The sequence below is a fragment of the Paenibacillus sp. FSL W8-0194 genome (genome assembly GCF_037969745.1).
In the GTDB taxonomy this organism is placed as follows: domain Bacteria; phylum Bacillota; class Bacilli; order Paenibacillales; family Paenibacillaceae; genus Paenibacillus_AQ; species Paenibacillus_AQ cookii.
In genome coordinates this window covers 1,037,420-1,056,047 of the sequence record NZ_CP150205.1, presented here as the reverse complement: position 1 = coordinate 1,056,047, position 18,628 = coordinate 1,037,420, and the positions used below count along the sequence as shown (strand labels likewise).

The window sequence follows — 18,628 nt, the reverse complement described above, 5'->3', positions numbered from 1 at the left end:
AAAATCGCGCATCCTGCCCGGAAGCAGACATGCGCGATTTTTTACGCTCAAAGCGAATTTAGAAGTTAAAATTGTCCGGATCGGCACCAAAACGGCGGTTTTCGTTCAACCCGTTGATTTGCTCCATTTCGTCCGCCGTCAATTCGAAATCGAAAATGTCGGCATTTTCGACGATCCGCTTCGGATTGACCGATTTCGGAATCGTCACGATTTCATTTTGGATGTCCCAGCGGAGGATGACCTGTGCCGTGGATTTACCGTATTTTGCGCCGATGGTGTTCAGCACTTCGTTATCGAGCAGATGCCCTTGCGCCAACGGAGCCCAGGCTTCGATCTGGATGCCTTGCGATTTGCAGTATTCGCGCAGCTCGGCCTGGTTCAGCAGCGGATGCAGCTCCACCTGGTTGACGGCAGGCTTCACGCTCGCATCCTTCATCAAATCCTCCAGATGGTGGATATGGAAGTTGGATACCCCGATCGAACGGACTTTTCCGTCCTGCTGCAGCTTCTCGAGCGCCCGCCACGTGTCTTTGTATTTTCCTTTGACCGGCCAGTGCACCAAATAAAGATCCACGTAATCCAGTCCCAGTTTATTGATGCTTGTTTCAAAAGCCTTCAACGTGCTCTCGTATCCCTGATCCGAGTTCCACACTTTGGTCGTAATAAACAATTCCTCGCGCGGAACGCCCGATTCCCGAACCGCTTGCCCAACGCCTTCCTCATTGCCGTAAAGCGCAGCCGTGTCGATGCTCCGGTAGCCGTGGGCTATCGCCGTTTTGACGGAATCGACCACTTCCTGGCCTTCCTGCACCTTGTATACGCCCAGCCCAAACCATGGCATGGCATGGCCGCTGTTCAAGGTTGCCTTCGATTGAAGATTTTTCATGAAAAGACGCCTCCTTCGGATGATTCAATGAGGGATGTCCAAAGACACCCGGTACAACCCAAGATAAACCAGCGGCGCGCCAAAGTCAAAACCATGTCATGCATCCCGCCTTCGGAGTTGCAGAAAGAGGTTTTTCGGCTGCAAAATGGACCCAACGTACAGAGACCCGAAGGAATTGCTATAATAGATTGAACCATTTGGCAGATCTGCTGTTTCTTGCCGCGTCAATCCCATCAAAAAAAGAAAAAAGGAGCTTAAACCACATGCAAAGAAGCTTGCAAGACGACGTGATTTCTACGGCCGAAAGTTTTGCCGCCAATTTCGCGGACCGGGGGAATTTTGATTTCGGCGTGGAAAGCCTGCGCCTGCTGGACGATCTGTTGGACGAAATCCGCGATTTTGTGACGGACGACGATCCCTTGGATTCCGTATGTTCCATGGCGGGATGTTATATTTTCGAGGTGGCCCGGCGGAATTACGGCGGGAAATATTATTGGGCGGCGGAAAAGGAGCAACCCGTTCTGGTTACCGGGGAGCCTGCTTTTTCGGTCTCGATCTTCGCTTTCGACAAAGTGAGGGGAAGAATCGTCAACGGCAGCGAGGACAATATCCCTTTTTATTTTGACGGGTATGTCGACGCCGTGGAGGAAGGAAAAAAGACGGGGTACTGCGCGACGATCGTGTAGAAATTTTCTGCAACAGTGACGAACGATGTTCCGCAAGCGTTTAGCTAAAAATGCCGATCATCGGCTGCATTTTTCTTTTTCTCTTCAACGGAAACCTGTTATAGATTCATGACCACCTTAAAAGAGCTGCATTCCAAAAATACGCTGGCATAACATGCCTGGGAGGCGGAAGCATGATCCGTGCACAAGAGCTCGACCAGATCGAGTCGCTCATGGCCTCATTCGCAAAGCCCTGGTTCATTGCCGGGGGCTGGACGATCGATTTGGCCGTCGGAGAAGCGACGCGAAGCCATAAAGATATGGATATTTGCATTTTTAGAGAGGATTTGGAGTATGCGCTCTACTTCTTCAAAGATTGGGACATCAACGTAGCCATTCCCGGCGAACACAGGCTGGGGCCGGTCCGTCATTCGGGAGATGTTGAACTGCCGAGGTATTGTCTGCATTTGTTCAAAGGCTCGGATTTTCTCGAAATTCTGCTGACCGAACGAAACCAAGAGCAAGTCATTTTCCGTAAAAACCGGAACATCACCATGCTACTCGACGACTTTGCGATGGGAAACTCGCCTCGGCCTTACGTCAATCCGGCGTGGCAGCTGCTGTTCAAAAGCCTGGGCACGCGGCCGGAAGACGAGCACGACTTTCGCGTCTATTTGGAGCGGAGCGATGATCGTCGATCGAAAGCGTGGCTGCTGGAGCATCTGATCCAGGCGGGCGGGAACAAGCTGTGGGTTGAGGCGCTGAAGGATGATTTGGAACAGGAGAATGGCGCATAAATCACATCCAAATACATACCGCCTCCAGTCCATTTTGCGTCCGCATCATGAAAAAGAGGCGGTATTTTTAACTGGCATATTTAAACGTACATACTTCACGCATGTACCGCTCTCCGCCGATTTTCACGCTATCTTCCGAAATCTCTGCGATCCGCCCGGCGCCGACGAGTTCATTCCCGATAAAAACGACGATCGGCACGCGTTCAGCCATCGCGGTATACAGGTGCAGCGAAGAGGTCAGCGGCTTCATAAAACGGCTCATTTCGATCACCTCGCATATGCTTCCCTAAATTCTACCATAAGCGCGCCCTCTTGTCGCAGTTTGAGGCTGGCGGCAGACGGCCATCGACCGTAACGGTCTGACACGAATCCTGCTTTCCCCTATCGTTTAGCCGGGGATATTTTCGTTTTTATTTCGAGAGAGGACAAAAAAAAAGCGTCCACCGAAAGCCGAGACTTTCCGTGCACGCTTTTTCCTGTTTGATGAATGGAACTCGATCGGAGTAGCGGGATTTGAACCCACGGCCTCACCCACCCCAAGGGTGCGCGCTACCAGACTGCGCCATACCCCGATGATCGCGGGAGCGTTAATTTCGCATAAAGATACGGATTTCACGTCCATTGTAAGACAGCCCATTCGATAATTGTTAGTCATCCGTTGGTGTATTTGAGGCTATTATAGCGCATAGGCACGCACACCTGCAATACTTAGACGCAACATACCTGCGTATATTTTCCGACTAAAAAATCTCTAAAATCGGCGCTGTAATTCCATGCTTCGTGCTTAAATTTTTTTCCTTTCGTTAATTTCATGTTTTCTGAATACGAAATAACTCTAAGGATTGTTCAGAAACCTTCTAGCTCCTCAACTCGGTGCTTTAATATACCTTTTTCCATAATAACAATATAAAGAACAGGAGTATCCTGAGTATACTGTTTAGGTACGTCCCTTTTTCAAATCTCTAACAGCGTTATGTTCATCCAAACCGACTCAATAATGTAACAAGCGTCTTGGTCAGTAAGAAAAAAGTGCATGTCCTACAGAATCAGTAAATTCATTCATCCCAAAACATTCCATAGTCGTTAATATGAAAAAACCGCCCAAATCAAGGACGGTTCATTGTTGTTTTCTTAATAAAAGCCATTGTAGACAATATGGTCTTACTATGACTAAGTTATTCCGAGATAATTCTAAAGCTTAGTAAATCAGTTCACTTTATGCTTCGTTACTTGTGTACCAGCCTATGTTATTTTTCTCTGTAAAATGCAGATAAACTAAGTAAAAGCCCTAATATTACAAAGAAAATCCCTCCAAATAAGAGTATATGTTCACTACTCTGGGCAACATAATCCAAAACAAATAAACTAATTCCAAAAAGCATAAATTGAAAACTTAAAAGGAACATTTTAATTGAATCTTTAGGAAAAAACTTAGTAATAATATAAACTACAATAATGGAGGCAATAAAAGAAGGCAGGGCAATGTCAAGTATAGTAATAATCATTTACACCCCCTATGTTGATATTTTAGAAGCTAGCATCAGCATTGTTGAATATTTTAAAGCTCTTGCTTTCATTTGCGATTGAAAAAGTAACACCGAAAGTACCACCTGACGCTCCCATTTGAATATTATTAATACTAGAATTATCCCATGTATGAACATAAAAAGTGCGGGCATTACCATGTAAATTTTTGAAATTTTCATCGTATACTATCTGTGCAGCGAAATTGTGTCCCATATAGTAAACATCCGCTGTGCCTGCGTCTGCTAACTTAGCATAGTCCTGAATTTCAAAGGCAACTCCAACATTACCGTTTCCATAAGTTGGGTTTTCATTTTTGATTTCTTGTCCTCGACCATTCTTTAGATATCCCGAAGATGATAAAACCTTTGCATTATACGTACCACTTTTATTAAAGAAGGTAATACCAACCGAATCTCTGCCGCCGATGTTTTTCGTTTCACCTGTGATAGGGAGCCATACTCCTGGTACATCATTCTTCCAATTCTCTGTTTTCCAATATCCGCCCCCAGTTACAATCCACTCCTTACTAGTTGCTGAATAAACAATTGTTGGCTTGTTCATTTGTATATCTGAACCTTGGGACATTGGTGATATAACTTGGTCTTCGTTAGTTTCCGGCTGAAATAGCACGTGGGCGTTATATTTTTGAATCTCCTTATCAATCGTCTCTTCAGATGCTCCTTGAGATACAAGTTCCGCTAGTATTGAGCCTAGTTCAGATCTTAATTCTTTCTTCTGATCTTCAGACAAATTAGGATTAAATTCATTACTAAATTTAGAGGCTAAAGTTTGTTTAGCATTTACATCGCTATCATTTAATATATCATAGCTAACAATAGAAGTATCATCGTTGTCATTGGTTACTGCTGCAAAAGCACTGTTTGCTTGGATAAAAAGCACAGCGGTTAAAGACATCATCAAGCAGAGAAATTTTTTTTTCATTTCGGTAAATCTCCCTTCAGATTTTTTGGTTACATAATATAGAACAACGCGTCGTATAAAAAGTTACATATTTTTTCAATGTTTTTATATTTGTTACCCTCATACAACCATCGTTCGATTAAGTTTCATATGCAACCTCTTCCATCGATTTCAACAACAAAATGTTTGTTTCGCAAAATCCCGCAGCGGGTATTTGTGAACAGAACGTGAACGCTTTCAATTGCGAACTTGTGAACGTTTTTTGAAAGCCGGAACCGAATCCAACGAAAAACGTTATATAAGATAGCGGTTACAAAACGACCCATGACGCGAAACCAAAGGGGGTGAAATGATGACAACAAGGCAGATGCATTCCGTCGTCGCGGCAGTCATGACCTTCAGCATTCTGATCGTCGGTTGCGCCGAAGCCAAACGGGCCGAGCAGCCTCCCAAAGCATCCGTGAAGCCGCCTCGAAGCGAGTCTGCCCAACCCAGCAATCAGGGACGCTAAACTCCACTTTGGCTTGATACCCAAACGGATTCCAAACCAACACGGTGCACAGTAAGTTGTTTTTCATAAAATTTGCGTTAACCTCATGCCCTCCCGAACCTCTTCAGACCGGCGGTGCAGTTATGTATCCTTTTCACAATGCAGCAAACCGGGAATATGCCATTCATCCAAACGGCTTCCTATCCAGCCGAGACCTGAATGTGATTAGTTTCTTCTCTGCTCCTCCTTTTCACACCCGCATCTTGACCGAACTGTTTAGCAAAAAAGCCGATGCCTCTCGCATTCGTTCTTGCCTTTTTAAACCTTATTCACCGTAAGGACCAATCCGTCCATACCGCAATAAAAGAATGCGTAAATACCTGCCAAACGCCCCCGTCCGCGCCAATCCCGAAGATTGCATGAAATGTAGAAGTCGAAGGTTTCGCAGGAGTTCATATTCGCGAAAACGAAATTTTCGAATGGACAGACGCTGGGCGAATCCTGTCGTATAATAGATGGTGCTCGACAACAACAGGATCCGCTGACAACTACTCTAATAACGGGGACGGTAGTTTCATGAAGAAAGCAGCCATATTACTGATATACATAGCCCTGCTCCTTTGCGTGAGATGGTTCTGGTCCGATACGTTCGGGACGGAACAACAGCCCAAAGTGGAGAATGGCGTGCTTGACCTGCGCGGAATCCATCTGGACGACAGGCATTCCATCGTGCTGGACGGAGAGTGGGAGTTTTACCCGGACATGCTGATCTCCGGCAACAGGCAGGCCGACCAGGCAAAAGACGGTCGCCGCTACATTCAGGTTCCCGGCGATTGGAGTACGGCTTGGCCCGACACAAACGGCTCATCGTTCGGATACGGCACTTACAGGCTTCGCATCCTCGTAGACCAGCCGCTGAACCAGCCTTATGAATTATGGGTCAAGGAAATTAAGGCCGCTTCAACGGTGATCGTCAACGGAAAAACCGTGGGCAAATTCGGAAACCCGGCAGCGACTGAACAGGAGTACACTCCGGAGCTGGTATCTTTCATTAATACCTTTGTCCCGGACAAGCAAAACGTGATCGACATCATGATCCAATCCGCCAATTACAGCGATCCCACGAGCGGGGGGATCATCCAATCCCTGCGGTTCGGCACGCAGGCGGCGATCGATTTTCAGTGGTGGTATTCGATCGGCTTTCAGCTTTCCGTTTTCATGATTCTGCTTCTGCATGCGCTGTATGCCGGCATTATGTACCTCATCAATCCGAGGGAGAACATGCTGCTTGCCTTCGTTCTGCTGCTCGTCTTCGCAGGCCTGACGATCGTCTCGGACCATGAATACGTGCTTATGCGCTGGTTCCCCCTCAATTACACGTGGATGTTGAAAATCCGCATTCTTTCCTATCTTGGCATTACGTTCTGCATGCTGCTGATGGGCAGGAATTTTGTCGAACGAACCCGGAAGGGGCCTTTGTTTATCGGATTTGCAGGCGCTGCCGCCCTGTACGTCTTATTCGTGCTCATCGCGCCCGCCAACTTGGTCCATCTGTCCAGGGCCTATCATGTTTTTGGCTTGTTCTACCTGCTGCCGAGCTTCTGGTTTTTCTATCTTATCGGCCAAATGGTGCGCCGGAAGCAAAAGGATGCGTTTATCATCCTCCTGGCGGCAACGAGCGTCATGTCGAACATTCTATGGGGATTCGTGAATTTCGATTGGAATTTTACGCCGATTTATTATCCGGTCGATATTCTGGCTGCCATCGTCGGATTTTCAGCCTACTGGTTCAAACGGTATTTCCGGAACGCGGCGGAAAACGCCAAGCTGAACAAGCAGCTCCGAGAGGCGGATGAACGGAAGGACCAGTTCCTGGTGAACACTTCGCACGAGCTTCGGACGCCGCTGCACGGCATTATCAATATCGCCCAATCGGTGCTGTCCCGCGAGCAGCATACGATGACGGAGGAAGGCCACAAAAACATGGAGCTCCTCGTCACGATCAGCCGCCGGATGGCTTACCTGCTCAGCGACCTGCTCGATGCCGTCCGATTGAAGGATCAAAGGATCATGCTCCGCCGGCAGGCGCTGCAGGTTGAACCGGTCGTATCCGGCGTCATCAGCATGCTTGCCCATATGACAGAGGGCAAACCCGTCCAAGTGAAGATGGCATTGCAGGAGATTCCTTCGGTATATGCCGATGAACAGAGACTGACCCAAATTTTATTCAATTTGCTTCACAATGCCATCAAGTTCACCGACGAAGGCGTCATTGAAGTCACGGCCAGCCTGAACGGAGAGCAGGTCGTCATCCACGTGTCGGATACCGGGCGGGGGATCACGAAGGAAGCGCTTGAACGGATTTTCCTTCCTTACGAGCAGGGGCATGGCGACGATGAAAACGGCGGCATCGGCTTGGGCCTCAGCATCAGCAGGCAGCTCGTCGAACTGCATGGCGGATGCCTGACGGCCGAGTCCACCCTTGGAAAGGGGACAACGTTCAGCTTTTCCCTGCCGATCGCGGAAAGCCGCACGGAAGAAGCCTCCGAAATCCGGGAGGAACAACGCGACGAACCGAACCCGGCCGAACGCGTGCCGGACAACCTGCCGATGCAGGAAACCGCGGCAGCCGCAGAACCGGGCCTGATCACCGAAACGGCCGATATGACGGAACGTTTCTCCAAAGGATTAAAAATTTTGATCGTGGAAGACGATCCCGTCAATCTGCGGGTCCTTACGGGCATTTTTGCGGAGGAACATTATGAAATCCAAACGGCCTTGTCGGCGAAGGAGGCGCTGAATCTGCTGGAATCCGCGTCTTGGGACCTGCTCGTTTCCGACGTCATGATGCCGCATATGTCCGGATATGAGCTGACGCGGATCGTCCGGGAACGTTACAGCAGCTTCGAGCTGCCGATCCTGCTCCTGACGGCAAGAAGCCGGCCGGAGGACATTTATGCAGGTTTTATCGCCGGTGCCAACGATTACGTCGCCAAACCGGTGGATGCGATGGAGCTGAAATACCGGGTGCTTGCCTTGGGCACGTTAAAAAAATCCGCGGAAGAAAGGCTCAGGATCGAGGCCGCTTATTTGCAGGCGCAAATTCAGCCGCATTTCCTGTTTAATACGATCAATTCGATCATGTCCCTAAGCGAAATCGACTTGGACAAAATGCGGGATTTGGCCGACGCGTTCACCTCGTATTTGCGGATCAGCATCGACTTCCTGAATTCGGAACAAATCGTCCCTCTGACCCACGAACTGGATCTGGTCGAAGCGTACCTTTACATCGAAAAAGAACGTTTTGGAGAACGGCTTGAGGTCGTATGGGACATTGATCCGGAAATATCGCTGTTCATTCCTCCGCTGACGCTGCAGCCCCTGGTCGAAAATGCGGTCAAACACGGACTGCTGAGCAGGCTGCAGGGCGGCACGCTTGAAATCCGCATCCGCCGCCAGGAGGATGGGACAAGGTTCGAGGTTCGGGATAACGGAAAAGGCATGTCCGAAGAGGAAGCCGGGCGGCTGCTTCACCTCGACCCCGACAGCATTCAGGCATCCCGCGGGATCGGATTGCTGAATACGAACCGCAGGCTGATGCAGCATTACGGCAAAGGCCTGCATATTGAGAGCAAGCTGGGGCAAGGCACGGTCATGTCATTCGTCATACCGAATCCTAGCTCCGAGCCGGGCCGAAACCCGGAATTTTTCGACGAATAGGAAAAAGCAGCCTGATCCGTTCAGGCTGCTTTTTCTATTTGATTGACTTTATGCGCCGCTGGCGACGCCTTGTTCCCATTCCAGGTACCAGGACGTGATACCCGCGCTTGGGGACATGGCATATTCGCCGTCGAACACGTCCCTCAGCTGTTGATACAGCCTTCTTACTTCTGCGTAATTATGCAAACCGGCATACATCTTCATCAAGCCGGCATAGCCGTCCTCCATAAAAGGCAGTCTTTCGATCATCTGCTGATACAGCTTTGCAGCTTCGGCATACTGCCCAAGCCCGACGTGGCACTCGGCGACGGGTTTGGCATAATTGAGCCACAGCAGCCGGATCCGTTCCTGTTCCGGTTCTGCCCATATATAGCGGTGCTCCTCCAGAAAATCGCCGGTGTACTTGTCCAGTGTTCCTAGATGGCGGTGAAGCGTATCCGGGGTTACCGGCGGCGCGTCGCGAAGGCTGTTCTCCCACGCCTCGACGTCGAGTTCTACTTGGCCCCAAACCAGGCGGTATCCCTCATCATGGTACTTGATTTGAAGATCCAGCCCGCTTGTTTTGATCATTTGCCTAATCTGATAGATTGCCGTATGTAACTGAGTTGTTGCTTTTTTCATGTCTTGCTCCGGCCACAGCAAATCGATCAGAGCCTGTTTGCTCACCATCTTGTCCCGGTAATAAATCAGATACGCAAACAATTCCGGCGCTTTCAGCGTCTTCCATTGGAAGTATTTCGGTTGGCCGTCCGGGTCGCGGTAATGCAAACTTTGCAGGCAGCAAAGCATTGTCTTTGCAGCTTGATCCTGATTTGCGCCCGCAGCGTTCAGAAGCGAAAATCGGACGACCCTGTTCAACGTCACGTTCAAGCGCGACGCGTTCACGGGCTTCAGCAAATAATCGAGTGCGTTGACCTCGAAAGCTTTAATCGCAAAATCCTGATAGGCGGTAACAAAAACGATCTGCATTTGCGGCTGGATCTCCAGCAGCTTCTCCGCCAGTTCAAAACCGGAAACCTCCGGCATTTCGATATCCAAAAAAGCGACATCGGGCCGCACTTCCCGGGCGGCGGCAAGTGCAGCGTAAGGATCCTGATAAGCTCCCGCCAGTTCCAAATGAAGGTTTGCCCCGATCTGTGAATGCAGAAGTTTTTCCAACTTCAATAAAGCCAGTTTTTCATCATCGACGATTATTACCTTCAAGGCTTCTCTCCTCCTGGGCAGCGCTGCATTCTCTTACTTTCATTTTAACAGCAAAACGTGTCCAGTTGAACCGAGAAACCCGACTCTTCTATGATTCTTTTTGCAGGATGCGATCCTCTGTTTCCTCTTGGACGACCGAACAATTTTCCCAATCGTCCATTGCCATGTACCCGCGCCGGACGAGCGCGAAAATGGTGTTGGTCGTGCAATACCATTCCAAATCGGACACGCTTGGAGAACGATCCCTTAATTTCGATACGGCTTTCTCATACGTCCAGTATCCGCCTTGCCTCCAGCGGACCAATTTTCCCCCATGCTGCTGCGCCTTGTTCAGCGCCTCCTGCTGTATTTCAGATAACATTAATTGATCACCACACAAATCTTTTACGTTATTTGCTGCCAAGACAATCGATGGAATCATTACGCCCCCCTCCCATTTCAGCGAGTATAAGGCTATTTAAGCATAGGGCTCTGAATATATTCTGAAAAATAAACACTAGGACCAAAGAAACAGGTTCAGGGCGGCCGCAAAAAACATGGCGAAAACATAAAAAGAAATGCTATAAAAAAAATTTTTTCGAAATGACCGGGCATCCCCAATCATCAAAAAAGCTTGACCCGGTGCAAGCACCAAATCAAGCTTTTGTTCATTTCTGCGCAGTATCTTTGCCAAAAGCGCGCCTATAAAGATTTTCGGGGCTGGACGGCCGCCCGGGTGGATTCCGGCGGATTTCGGCGTCCCGTCAGTAACAGCATCAGGAACGAAATCGCGACAATGGCCGCCGTCCATGCCCATGCCATCGGCGTATTGCCCGCATCCACCGCCACGTAGATCGCCGTCGGGATGGTTTGGGTTTTGCCCGGGATGTTGCCCGCGATCATCAGCGTCGCCCCGAATTCCCCGAGCCCGCGCGCGAAGCCGAGGATAAAGGCGGTACCGACCGCATGAACGGCAAGCGGCAGCGTAATGTATCGAAACACCTGCCATTCGCTTGCGCCGTTTGCGCGCCCGGCGTTTTCGAGTTCGGGATCGACGGCGGCAAAGCCGTTTTTCATCGTTTGGTATACGAGCGGAAAAGATACGACCACGGCGGCGATCACCGCCGCCCACCAGGAGAAAATCACCGGCGCGTCAAACAGCCGTTCTACGGCCTGTCCGATCCAGCTTTTCCGCCCGAGCAGCACCAAAAGCAAAAAGCCGACGACCGTCGGAGGAAGCACCAGCGGCAGCATCAGGACGGTTTCGAGCACGATTTTGCCCTTGAACCTTTTTCGGGACATCCACCAGGCCGCCGCCGTGCCCAGGAGCAGCACGATCACGCTCGACAACGCCGCCACCTGAAGCGAAATGCGGACGGGGGGCCAAAAATCATGCCAGTTCATATCCACACATCCTTTTTACTCCGGAACGGAAAAGCCGTATTTGACAAAGACGTCAAGCGCAGCTTGCGACTGCAAATATTCGTAAAAATCCTCCGCTTCCCGCGCATGTTTGGTGGCTTTGACGATCCCGACCGGATATTCCACTACCGAATAGGAGGCCTGGTCCACCGTAAACGCGATGCCGATTTTCGAAGAAGACAACGCGTCTGTTTTATAGACGAACCCGGCGTCGGCATTGCCCGTTTCGACGTATTGAAGCACCTGCCGCACGTCTTTGGCCTGGACCAGCTTCGGCTGAAGCGGCTCCCACAGCTTCGCGTTCGTCAGCGCTTCCTTCGCGTAATTGCCTGCCGGAACGCTTTCCGGGATGCCGATCGCGATCCTTTTGACCTCAGCTTTGCCCAAGTCTCCGATGCTGCCGACCGGACTCGCGGAATCCGCCGGCACGACGGCGACCAGCTCGTTTTTCAGGAGGGTTTTCACCTTGCCGTCGGCCATAAGCCCCTGCTCGACAAGCGGCTTCATGTTTTTGACCGCGGCGGAGAGGAACAGGTCTGCCGGGGCTCCCTGCTCGATTTGCTTTTGCAGCGCGCCGGAGCCGCCGAAATTGAAATTCAGCTCCACGTTGGGATGGGACTTCTCGTAGGCGGCCTTGATTTCCTCAAGCGCATCGGTCATGCTTGCGGCCGCGGAAATCGTCAAGTCCGCTTTGGATAACGGCTCCGCATTCGGTGCCGCTGGGTTCGAACCTGACGCTGCTTTAGGGTTGGCATCCGTTTTCGACGCGTTTCCGCAGCCTGTCGCCAACGCCAGAATCAGCGCAAAAACAAACCAAACCATACTGTTTCGATACATTTTTCGCATGTCAACACTCCAGATCATTATATTTAATAATAATTAGTTATAATTGATATAAATTATATTGGGCGTGACACGCATTGTAAACCTATTTCAGAAATGTTTCACAATCGGACAACAAATCCGTTGGGCCGCATTCCGCTTGATGATCAAGAAGCAGTATGTTTCTTGGCTTTTTGCAAAATCGGCATGTTACAATGGAAGAAGAAGCATAAGGCTTTTGCCAAACGAGCGTTTGTTTTGAACGAGGAGGATTTCCATGTCGAGCGATATATCCTATACCACCGAAGAAATCGCCAAAATGCTGAAAATATCCAAGCTCACCGTTTACGATCTGATCAAAAAAGGAGAGCTTCCGTCCTACCGCGTCGGCAAACAGATGCGCGTGGACGCGTCGGATCTCGAAGCTTACAAGCAGCGGGCCAAAGGCATCCGAACGGCGTCCGTCCCCGTCCAAGCGGCCGACAGCCTTCCCCTTTCCGCCGCGCCGGCCATGAACGGAGTTCGCCCGCTGGTCGTGACGGGACAGGATCTCAGCCTCGACATTTTGGTCAAATATATGGAAAAAGGCATCCCCGGCGTCCGCCCGCTGCGCGCCTACGTCGGAAGCCTGGACAGTCTGATCGCCATGTACCGCGGGGAATCGGACATCGTCAGCACCCATCTGCTGGACGGGGATACCGGCGAATACAACATTCCGTACATCCGCAAGCTGCTCGTCGGCTCTTCCTACATGGTCGTGAACCTGCTGTCGAGAAACGCCGGGCTTTACGTGCAAAAAGGCAATCCGCTCGGGCTGTCCGGCTGGTCCGATCTGGCCCGTCCCGGCCTGCGGATGGCAAACCGAGAGAAAGGTTCCGGCGCCCGCGTTCTGTTGGACGAGCAGCTGCGCCTGCACGGCATCCGGCCGGAGCGGCTCGATGGATATGAAGAGGAGCAGACCAACCATATCGGCGTGGCGGCCAAGGTTGCGTCCAGCGACGCCGACGTCGGCGTCGGCATCGAAAAAGCCGCAGCGATCGTCGGGCAGGTGGATTTTATCCCGCTCATTCAGGAGCGCTACGATCTGGTGATGCTGAAAAAGCCGGAGAATAGGGCATGGATCGGGGCGCTGCTGGACATTTTGCGTTCGGAGGAGTTCCGGAAGGAGCTGCAAACGATCGCGGGGTACGACTTGTCGCGCACGGGGGAAGTTTTGTTCGAGACGTGACCGCCTTCCTTGCTTGGCCATAAATAAAAGGAGCTGCCCTGGGTCCAAAGCGACCTATGGGACAGCTCCTTTTTAGTATAAGAATTTAAATCCTTCGGCACCCCCGCAAAGCACCTGAATAGGCTTCAGAGCCATTGGCCCGGCTTTGCAGGGTTATTTCGCTATCCTTTGAGCAGCAACAAAAGCGTTCCCGCCGTCAGCAGCACCAATCCGGCCGTCGATTTCAGCGACAGCTTTTCCTTCAGAAAAACGAAGGCGAACAGCACCGTGATCAAAATGCTGAGCTTGTCGATCGGCACGACAACGCTTGCCGGGCCATCCTGCAGCGCTTTGTAAAAGCATAACCACGACAGGCCCGTCGCCAGCCCGGACAGGGTGATAAACAGCCAGCTTTTGCGGTCGATCCGTTTGATCTCTCCCTGCTTTTTTTGGACAAACACGATCAGCCAAGCCATCAAAAGCACGACAATCGTCCGGATTGCCGTCCCCAGGTTGGACTCCACGCCCTCGATGCCGATTTTGCCCAAAATCGAGGTTAATGCCGCGAATAACGCGGATAAACAGGCGTAAACCAGCCAGCTTCTGCGGACGGCGGACGCCGCTTTTTCCGATTTGCTTTTTTGGATCATCATATATGTGCCGGCCGCGATGACCACCATTCCGATGGCATTGATCCACGTCAGCCGCTCGCCGAGAAAAACAAACGCCAACATCATCGTCAGCACATTGCTCGACTTATCGACCGGCGTGACCTTGTTGACGTCCCCAAGCTGCAGCGCCCGGAAATAACAGATCCAAGAAGCTCCCGTCGTCAGGCCGGACAACAGGAGAAACAACAAGCTTTTTCCGCTTAAAGCCGCGATCGTGTTCTGCGACCCGACCACAAAAACCATCAGCCAGGAGAAAATCAAAACGACCCACGTGCGCAGCGCGGTGGCCAGGTTAGAATCCACGTTGCGGATCCCGATTTTGGCAAGAATCGATGTGATGCCGGCGAACAGCGCCGCCCCAAATGCAAAGGCAATCCACATTGCCGATCAGTCCCCCTTTCTTAGGTCAGCCCTTCGTTCGCCGAGCGGAGCCATATGTATATCGGATGATTCCATGCATAGCATATGAAGTTGCGTTCCTTTTACTCGCCTAACCCCGAATTTTCTGCCTTACCACCATATCAGAAACCCGGCCCAAGCAGAAGATCCTCCCCAAAAGAAGTGCTCTTTTTTTCCAACAGGGCTTTATAAAAGGAAATGCTCGCCGCCAGCCAAAAAGCGACTCCGGATTCTACGTGCGGCTTTCGAACAACCGTTATGACTGTCTATCGATCGCATTTGAAGGCGAACGGAGTCGAACGCTGCCATGCTCCGCAGCATTCCTTTCGCCTGATTAGGATAAAGTATCTACACATACATCCGCGTACGCAATAGTCTGTTGTACCCTGTTCAATTGCCGCAAACTCAAGTATGCTCATGCTGCATCCCCAAAAGGGCGGGATGAAGGCCGGCGGATCCACGGCATTCCATCATGGGGTGTTTGGCATACGGAATGGTATGTTTTTTCGCTCTTAAAGTTTAAGCGCTTAAACTTAAAAAAACGCACCCGCCTGCAACAAGAAAAATGAACTCGGAAATTTTTAACGAATTAAAGTTAAAGCGTATTAATTTAAGTGAACGTATCTTCTATCTTCGAATTGGAGGAATAAACGGATGAACAACTCAAGCAAACAAGCCGCCGCAAGAAAAAAGTTAACCGTATTTCTGCTCAGCTTTACGCTGCTGGGTTCCATGATCGCCATGTCGGGCCCCGTTCCGGTGAAGGCTTTTGCCGACGAGCAGGTTTCGGATGCGGAGCAGCTTGAACCGACGGAGATCTCCATCCCCCTGGAAACGGATATCAATGCTGAACTCAACGCAAGCCCTTCGGCCGAAGCCTCCGAGGCGGACGTCCAAGCCTTCGCCGCTGTGGCGGGAAGCCATGACGCCAACTTTTCGCCGGAAACGCTGCAATTTCTGAAAGCCAACACCGGCCTTGACGGCGAGCAGTGGGACAACATCATGAAGCTCGTCAACAAACCGGAGCAGGACGACCTCAACTGGACGAAATATTACGGATATTGCGAGGATATCGGAGATGACCGCGGGTATACCATCGGTATTTTCGGCGCGACAACCGGGGGGCCGAACGACGAAGGGCCGGACGGTCCCGAACTTTTTAAAGAGTACGACCGCGCCAAGGGCGCAAGCAATCCAAGCGTCGAAGGCGCCCTGAAGCGCCTTGGCATCAACGGCAAAATGAAAAACGGCATCCTGGTCATCTCGGACAGCGAAAGCAAATTCGTCAAAAAAATCAACAGCCTGCAGAATGACGCGGCCTGGCGGGAAGCGATGTGGCGCACCTTCTATAACGTATACATCAAATACAGCGTCGAGCAGGCGAAAAAACGCGGCTTCACTTCGGCGCTGACGATCGGCTCTTTCGTCGACACCGCTCTTAACCAAGGCGCCACGGGCGACTCCGGCAGCCTTCAAGGCATCCTGTCCCGCTCGGGAAGCAGCAAGGACGAAAAGACGTTTATGACGAAATTTTACGCCGAACGCACCAAAATCGTGGACACGAACGACTACAACCAGCCGCCGAACGGAAAAAACCGCGTCAAACAATGGAGCACGCTCCTGAACATGGGCGAAACCGATTTAAAAAATGCCGATGCGGCGATCCAAAAGGTCACCGATTGGGAGCTGAAGTAAGCCGGAAACCGGAAAAAGCAGCGGGCATCGTGAACGGTGCCCCTGCTTTCTCAGTATAAGTCTTTACAAAGTTCGATCCTGCCTTATTCGTACCAATATCCCTTAATCCCCTTCGACATCCTTACCAGCGCCTCCAGGTAATAATAATCTCCCCAGATCATGTAATCGTCGGGGCCGATGCCGCCGCGGACATGATAAGAGCCATGCTGCAGCAGGCCCTCCGCGTCCGGCATGCCGATCGTAGAGTAGTTTTCGACAAGCGACGCCATCATCCGCTGCAAAGCGTCCGCGAAATATCCGCGCTGCGGATCGTGTTCGTCCATCAGCTCAAGCAGCTCCAGCAAACCGCAGGCCACGATGGCCGAGGCGGAGCTGTCGCGCGGCGTTCCCGGTTCGACCGGCGCGTCGAAATCCCAATACGCCACGTCGTCCTCCGGCAAATGTTCGATAAAATATCGGGCCATGCGCTTGGACGTATCCAGAAAACGCTCGTCCCGCGTGTACCGGTAGGACAACGCAAAACCGTATATTCCCCAGGCTTGCCCCCGCGTCCACGTCGAGCCGTCCTGATACCCTTGATGCGTACCGCCGCGGATGGCATTGCCGTTTTCCTGGTTGAAATAAAACGTATGGTACGACGAGCCGTCGCCGCGAACGAGGAAACGCCGGCTGAGGAGCGCGTGGCGGTAAGCGATATCGTAATATTTTTCGTCGCCCGTCTGCAGATGGGCCCAATACAACAGCGGCAGGTTCAGCAGGCAGTCGATGATGATCCGTCCCCCGTTTTCCGGATCGCCTTCGGGTCCCCAGGCCTGAATCGCCCCGATTCGCGGGCGCCAGCGCAAAAGCAGCTTATCCGCCGCCTGCAGCGCCAGCTCACGGGCTTTCTCGTCCTTCAGCACGCGCCACTGGGCCACGGCCGAAAGGGAATACAAAAACCCGATGTCATGATGGTCGAGGCTGATATGCTTTTCCAGACGGTGGCGGTATTGATCCAGTTGCGCCGCCGCCGACTCACGGAAAAATGCATCTCCGCCGTATTCGTAACAAAGCCACATCATTCCGGTATAAAACCCTTCGATCCAGTCCTCGTTCGCACCCCAGTCGTAACGTTTCTCTCCGTTTGCGCTTTGCCCGACAATATGAGGGAACAGCCCCGGATGGCGAACCGCATTACGTTTGATTTTTCCCGCTGCATCTTCAATCGCTTTTTGCCACATCGTACGTTGATTCTCCTTTTCGAGTTCATTCATGATTTGAAGCAAACCTTCACGGCTTTCGGCCTCATCCCCGTGAAAAACCATGGCCATTTCCTTCATCGGAAGCGGAGATTGCTGCCGTATGCGCTTTCAATTGTATGTCGCCGGGGCGCGAAGAGGGGCGCTTGCCGCCCGTCTTTTGCCTCGTTCATGTGGATACCCGCGTCCACGGATCGCCGTTTTCCGGTAAGCCCCAAGAAGCGGACGCTGCTTGGGTAGGTAAAATAGCGCTGCTGTGCGCGCCGAAATGCGCTTATTAAGATAATAGGCACCGGTCGGCGGATTTGTCCATACCTTTATATCCGTGAACAAACGAACTGCCCCCGTACCTCTTCGCGCGTCCGCTTTGTCCTTAACGGCTTTGCAGCTGCTTCCACACCTTTTTGTTGCTGTACCTTTTGTCGGAGCTGATATCCCGGCCGAACCACGCCGGCGGAACGAAACGTTCCGCCTCCGAAACGGAAGCGAATTCCACTTCCAATACCCGCAGTTCGATTTGCTCGTATTCGTCGATTTCGATCAGGCGGTTTCCCCAAGCGGCCGTCGTGCGCTTTTTGATCAGCGGCACCGCGCCGTGTTTGGCGATCATTTGCTCATAGATCCCTGCCGAGATGGAATATTCCACTTCCTCCCGGGCAATGCCGTGGCCTTTTTTGAACGTATGGGTGTATTCCGTCAGGCCGGTCTTCACGTCGGAGATTTTCCGAACCCGCAGCTCCTGGTCTTCATGGATCGCCAGGTACGTCTGCTCGATCATCTGCTCCTTTTCGATCCGCAGCCCCTGTTCGTCGAGCAGCGCCGCCGGAAATTCCGGCAGCAAAAATTTGCGTTCAATCTCAAGCACCATCCGTTTGCCTCCCGTTATGTCATTTTCGTGCATGTACTATCCATTATACGGGCGGGACCGGCGAGGAACAATGAGCACGAACAAGCTCGTCCAGACGCAAATCCCGGCCCATGCCGGC

At 51.5% G+C, this 18,628-nt stretch carries 17 protein-coding genes and 1 tRNA gene; 6 read left to right on the top strand and 12 right to left on the bottom strand.

From position 1 onward, the window contains the following. Window positions 1–58: 58 nt before the first annotated feature. Window positions 59–886 (bottom strand): aldo/keto reductase, encoded by an 828-nt coding sequence (locus MKY58_RS04430; RefSeq protein WP_339323628.1) that lies wholly within the window; start codon window positions 884–886, stop codon window positions 59–61. Between the two features lie 263 nt (window positions 887–1,149). On the opposite strand from MKY58_RS04430, the gene MKY58_RS04425 reads away from it, so the two are divergent. Both MKY58_RS04425 and MKY58_RS04420 read left to right on the top strand, forming a co-directional pair. Further along, window positions 1,150–1,572: a hypothetical protein gene (locus MKY58_RS04425; RefSeq protein WP_339323627.1), complete on the top strand. Its 423-nt coding sequence runs from the start codon at window positions 1,150–1,152 to the stop codon at window positions 1,570–1,572. A 173-nt stretch (window positions 1,573–1,745) separates the two neighbouring features. Next, on the top strand, window positions 1,746–2,348 hold the full coding sequence (locus MKY58_RS04420; RefSeq protein ID WP_339323626.1) for a hypothetical protein: 603 nt from the start codon (window positions 1,746–1,748) through the stop codon (window positions 2,346–2,348). Between the two features lie 67 nt (window positions 2,349–2,415). Here MKY58_RS04420 and MKY58_RS04415 read toward each other — a convergent pair whose 3' ends face one another. From MKY58_RS04415 to MKY58_RS04400, 4 genes are all read right to left on the bottom strand, one after another. After that, entirely contained in the window at window positions 2,416–2,610 is a 195-nt protein-coding gene (locus MKY58_RS04415; RefSeq protein ID WP_339323625.1) for a hypothetical protein, read from the bottom strand. A gap of 236 nt (window positions 2,611–2,846) precedes the next feature. After that, a tRNA-Pro gene (locus MKY58_RS04410) sits at window positions 2,847–2,920 on the bottom strand. A gap of 675 nt (window positions 2,921–3,595) precedes the next feature. Beyond that, window positions 3,596–3,853, bottom strand: coding sequence for a hypothetical protein (locus MKY58_RS04405; RefSeq protein WP_036713415.1), 258 nt, complete (start codon window positions 3,851–3,853; stop codon window positions 3,596–3,598). Between the two features lie 22 nt (window positions 3,854–3,875). Further along, entirely contained in the window at window positions 3,876–4,817 is a 942-nt protein-coding gene (locus MKY58_RS04400) for a hypothetical protein (protein WP_339323624.1), read from the bottom strand. Window positions 4,818–5,148: 331 nt separating this feature from the next. Here MKY58_RS04400 and MKY58_RS04395 point away from each other — a divergent pair, with 331 nt between their 5' ends. After that, window positions 5,149–5,307: a hypothetical protein gene (locus tag MKY58_RS04395; RefSeq protein ID WP_156124758.1), complete on the top strand. Its 159-nt coding sequence runs from the start codon at window positions 5,149–5,151 to the stop codon at window positions 5,305–5,307. Between the two features lie 555 nt (window positions 5,308–5,862). Beyond that, complete coding sequence (locus MKY58_RS04390; RefSeq protein ID WP_339323623.1) at window positions 5,863–9,006, top strand: ATP-binding protein; 3,144 nt, start codon at window positions 5,863–5,865, stop codon at window positions 9,004–9,006. A 48-nt stretch (window positions 9,007–9,054) separates the two neighbouring features. Here MKY58_RS04390 and MKY58_RS04385 read toward each other — a convergent pair whose 3' ends face one another. From MKY58_RS04385 to modA, 4 genes are all read right to left on the bottom strand, one after another. After that, a complete protein-coding gene (locus MKY58_RS04385) occupies window positions 9,055–10,209 on the bottom strand; it encodes a response regulator (protein ID WP_339323622.1) in 1,155 nt (384 codons plus the stop codon). A gap of 88 nt (window positions 10,210–10,297) precedes the next feature. Beyond that, a complete protein-coding gene (locus MKY58_RS04380) occupies window positions 10,298–10,570 on the bottom strand; it encodes a hypothetical protein (protein ID WP_339323621.1) in 273 nt (90 codons plus the stop codon). A 320-nt stretch (window positions 10,571–10,890) separates the two neighbouring features. Continuing rightward, window positions 10,891–11,592, bottom strand: coding sequence for a molybdate ABC transporter permease subunit (gene modB / locus MKY58_RS04375; RefSeq protein ID WP_339323620.1), 702 nt, complete (start codon window positions 11,590–11,592; stop codon window positions 10,891–10,893). 15 nt (window positions 11,593–11,607) lie between these two features. Further along, window positions 11,608–12,456, bottom strand: a complete 849-nt coding sequence (modA, locus tag MKY58_RS04370) for a molybdate ABC transporter substrate-binding protein (RefSeq protein WP_339323619.1) — start codon at window positions 12,454–12,456, stop codon at window positions 11,608–11,610. Window positions 12,457–12,709: 253 nt separating this feature from the next. Here modA and MKY58_RS04365 point away from each other — a divergent pair, with 253 nt between their 5' ends. Next, window positions 12,710–13,660 carry a helix-turn-helix transcriptional regulator gene (locus MKY58_RS04365; protein WP_339323618.1) on the top strand — a complete coding sequence of 317 codons (951 nt, stop codon included), beginning with the start codon at window positions 12,710–12,712 and terminating at the stop codon, window positions 13,658–13,660. A gap of 161 nt (window positions 13,661–13,821) precedes the next feature. Here MKY58_RS04365 and MKY58_RS04360 read toward each other — a convergent pair whose 3' ends face one another. Beyond that, on the bottom strand, window positions 13,822–14,691 hold the full coding sequence (locus MKY58_RS04360; protein ID WP_339323617.1) for an EamA family transporter: 870 nt from the start codon (window positions 14,689–14,691) through the stop codon (window positions 13,822–13,824). Between the two features lie 672 nt (window positions 14,692–15,363). Between MKY58_RS04360 and MKY58_RS04355 the strand changes: the two genes are divergently transcribed. Next, window positions 15,364–16,404, top strand: a complete 1,041-nt coding sequence (locus tag MKY58_RS04355; RefSeq protein WP_339323616.1) for a chitosanase — start codon at window positions 15,364–15,366, stop codon at window positions 16,402–16,404. 83 nt (window positions 16,405–16,487) lie between these two features. On the opposite strand, the gene MKY58_RS04350 is transcribed toward MKY58_RS04355, so the two are convergent. Together MKY58_RS04350 and MKY58_RS04345 are read right to left on the bottom strand one after the other, a co-directional pair. After that, window positions 16,488–17,624 (bottom strand): glycoside hydrolase family 88 protein, encoded by a 1,137-nt coding sequence (locus MKY58_RS04350; protein WP_339325050.1) that lies wholly within the window; start codon window positions 17,622–17,624, stop codon window positions 16,488–16,490. 391 nt (window positions 17,625–18,015) lie between these two features. Beyond that, complete coding sequence (locus MKY58_RS04345; protein WP_339323615.1) at window positions 18,016–18,510, bottom strand: CYTH domain-containing protein; 495 nt, start codon at window positions 18,508–18,510, stop codon at window positions 18,016–18,018. Window positions 18,511–18,628: the final 118 nt, after the last annotated feature.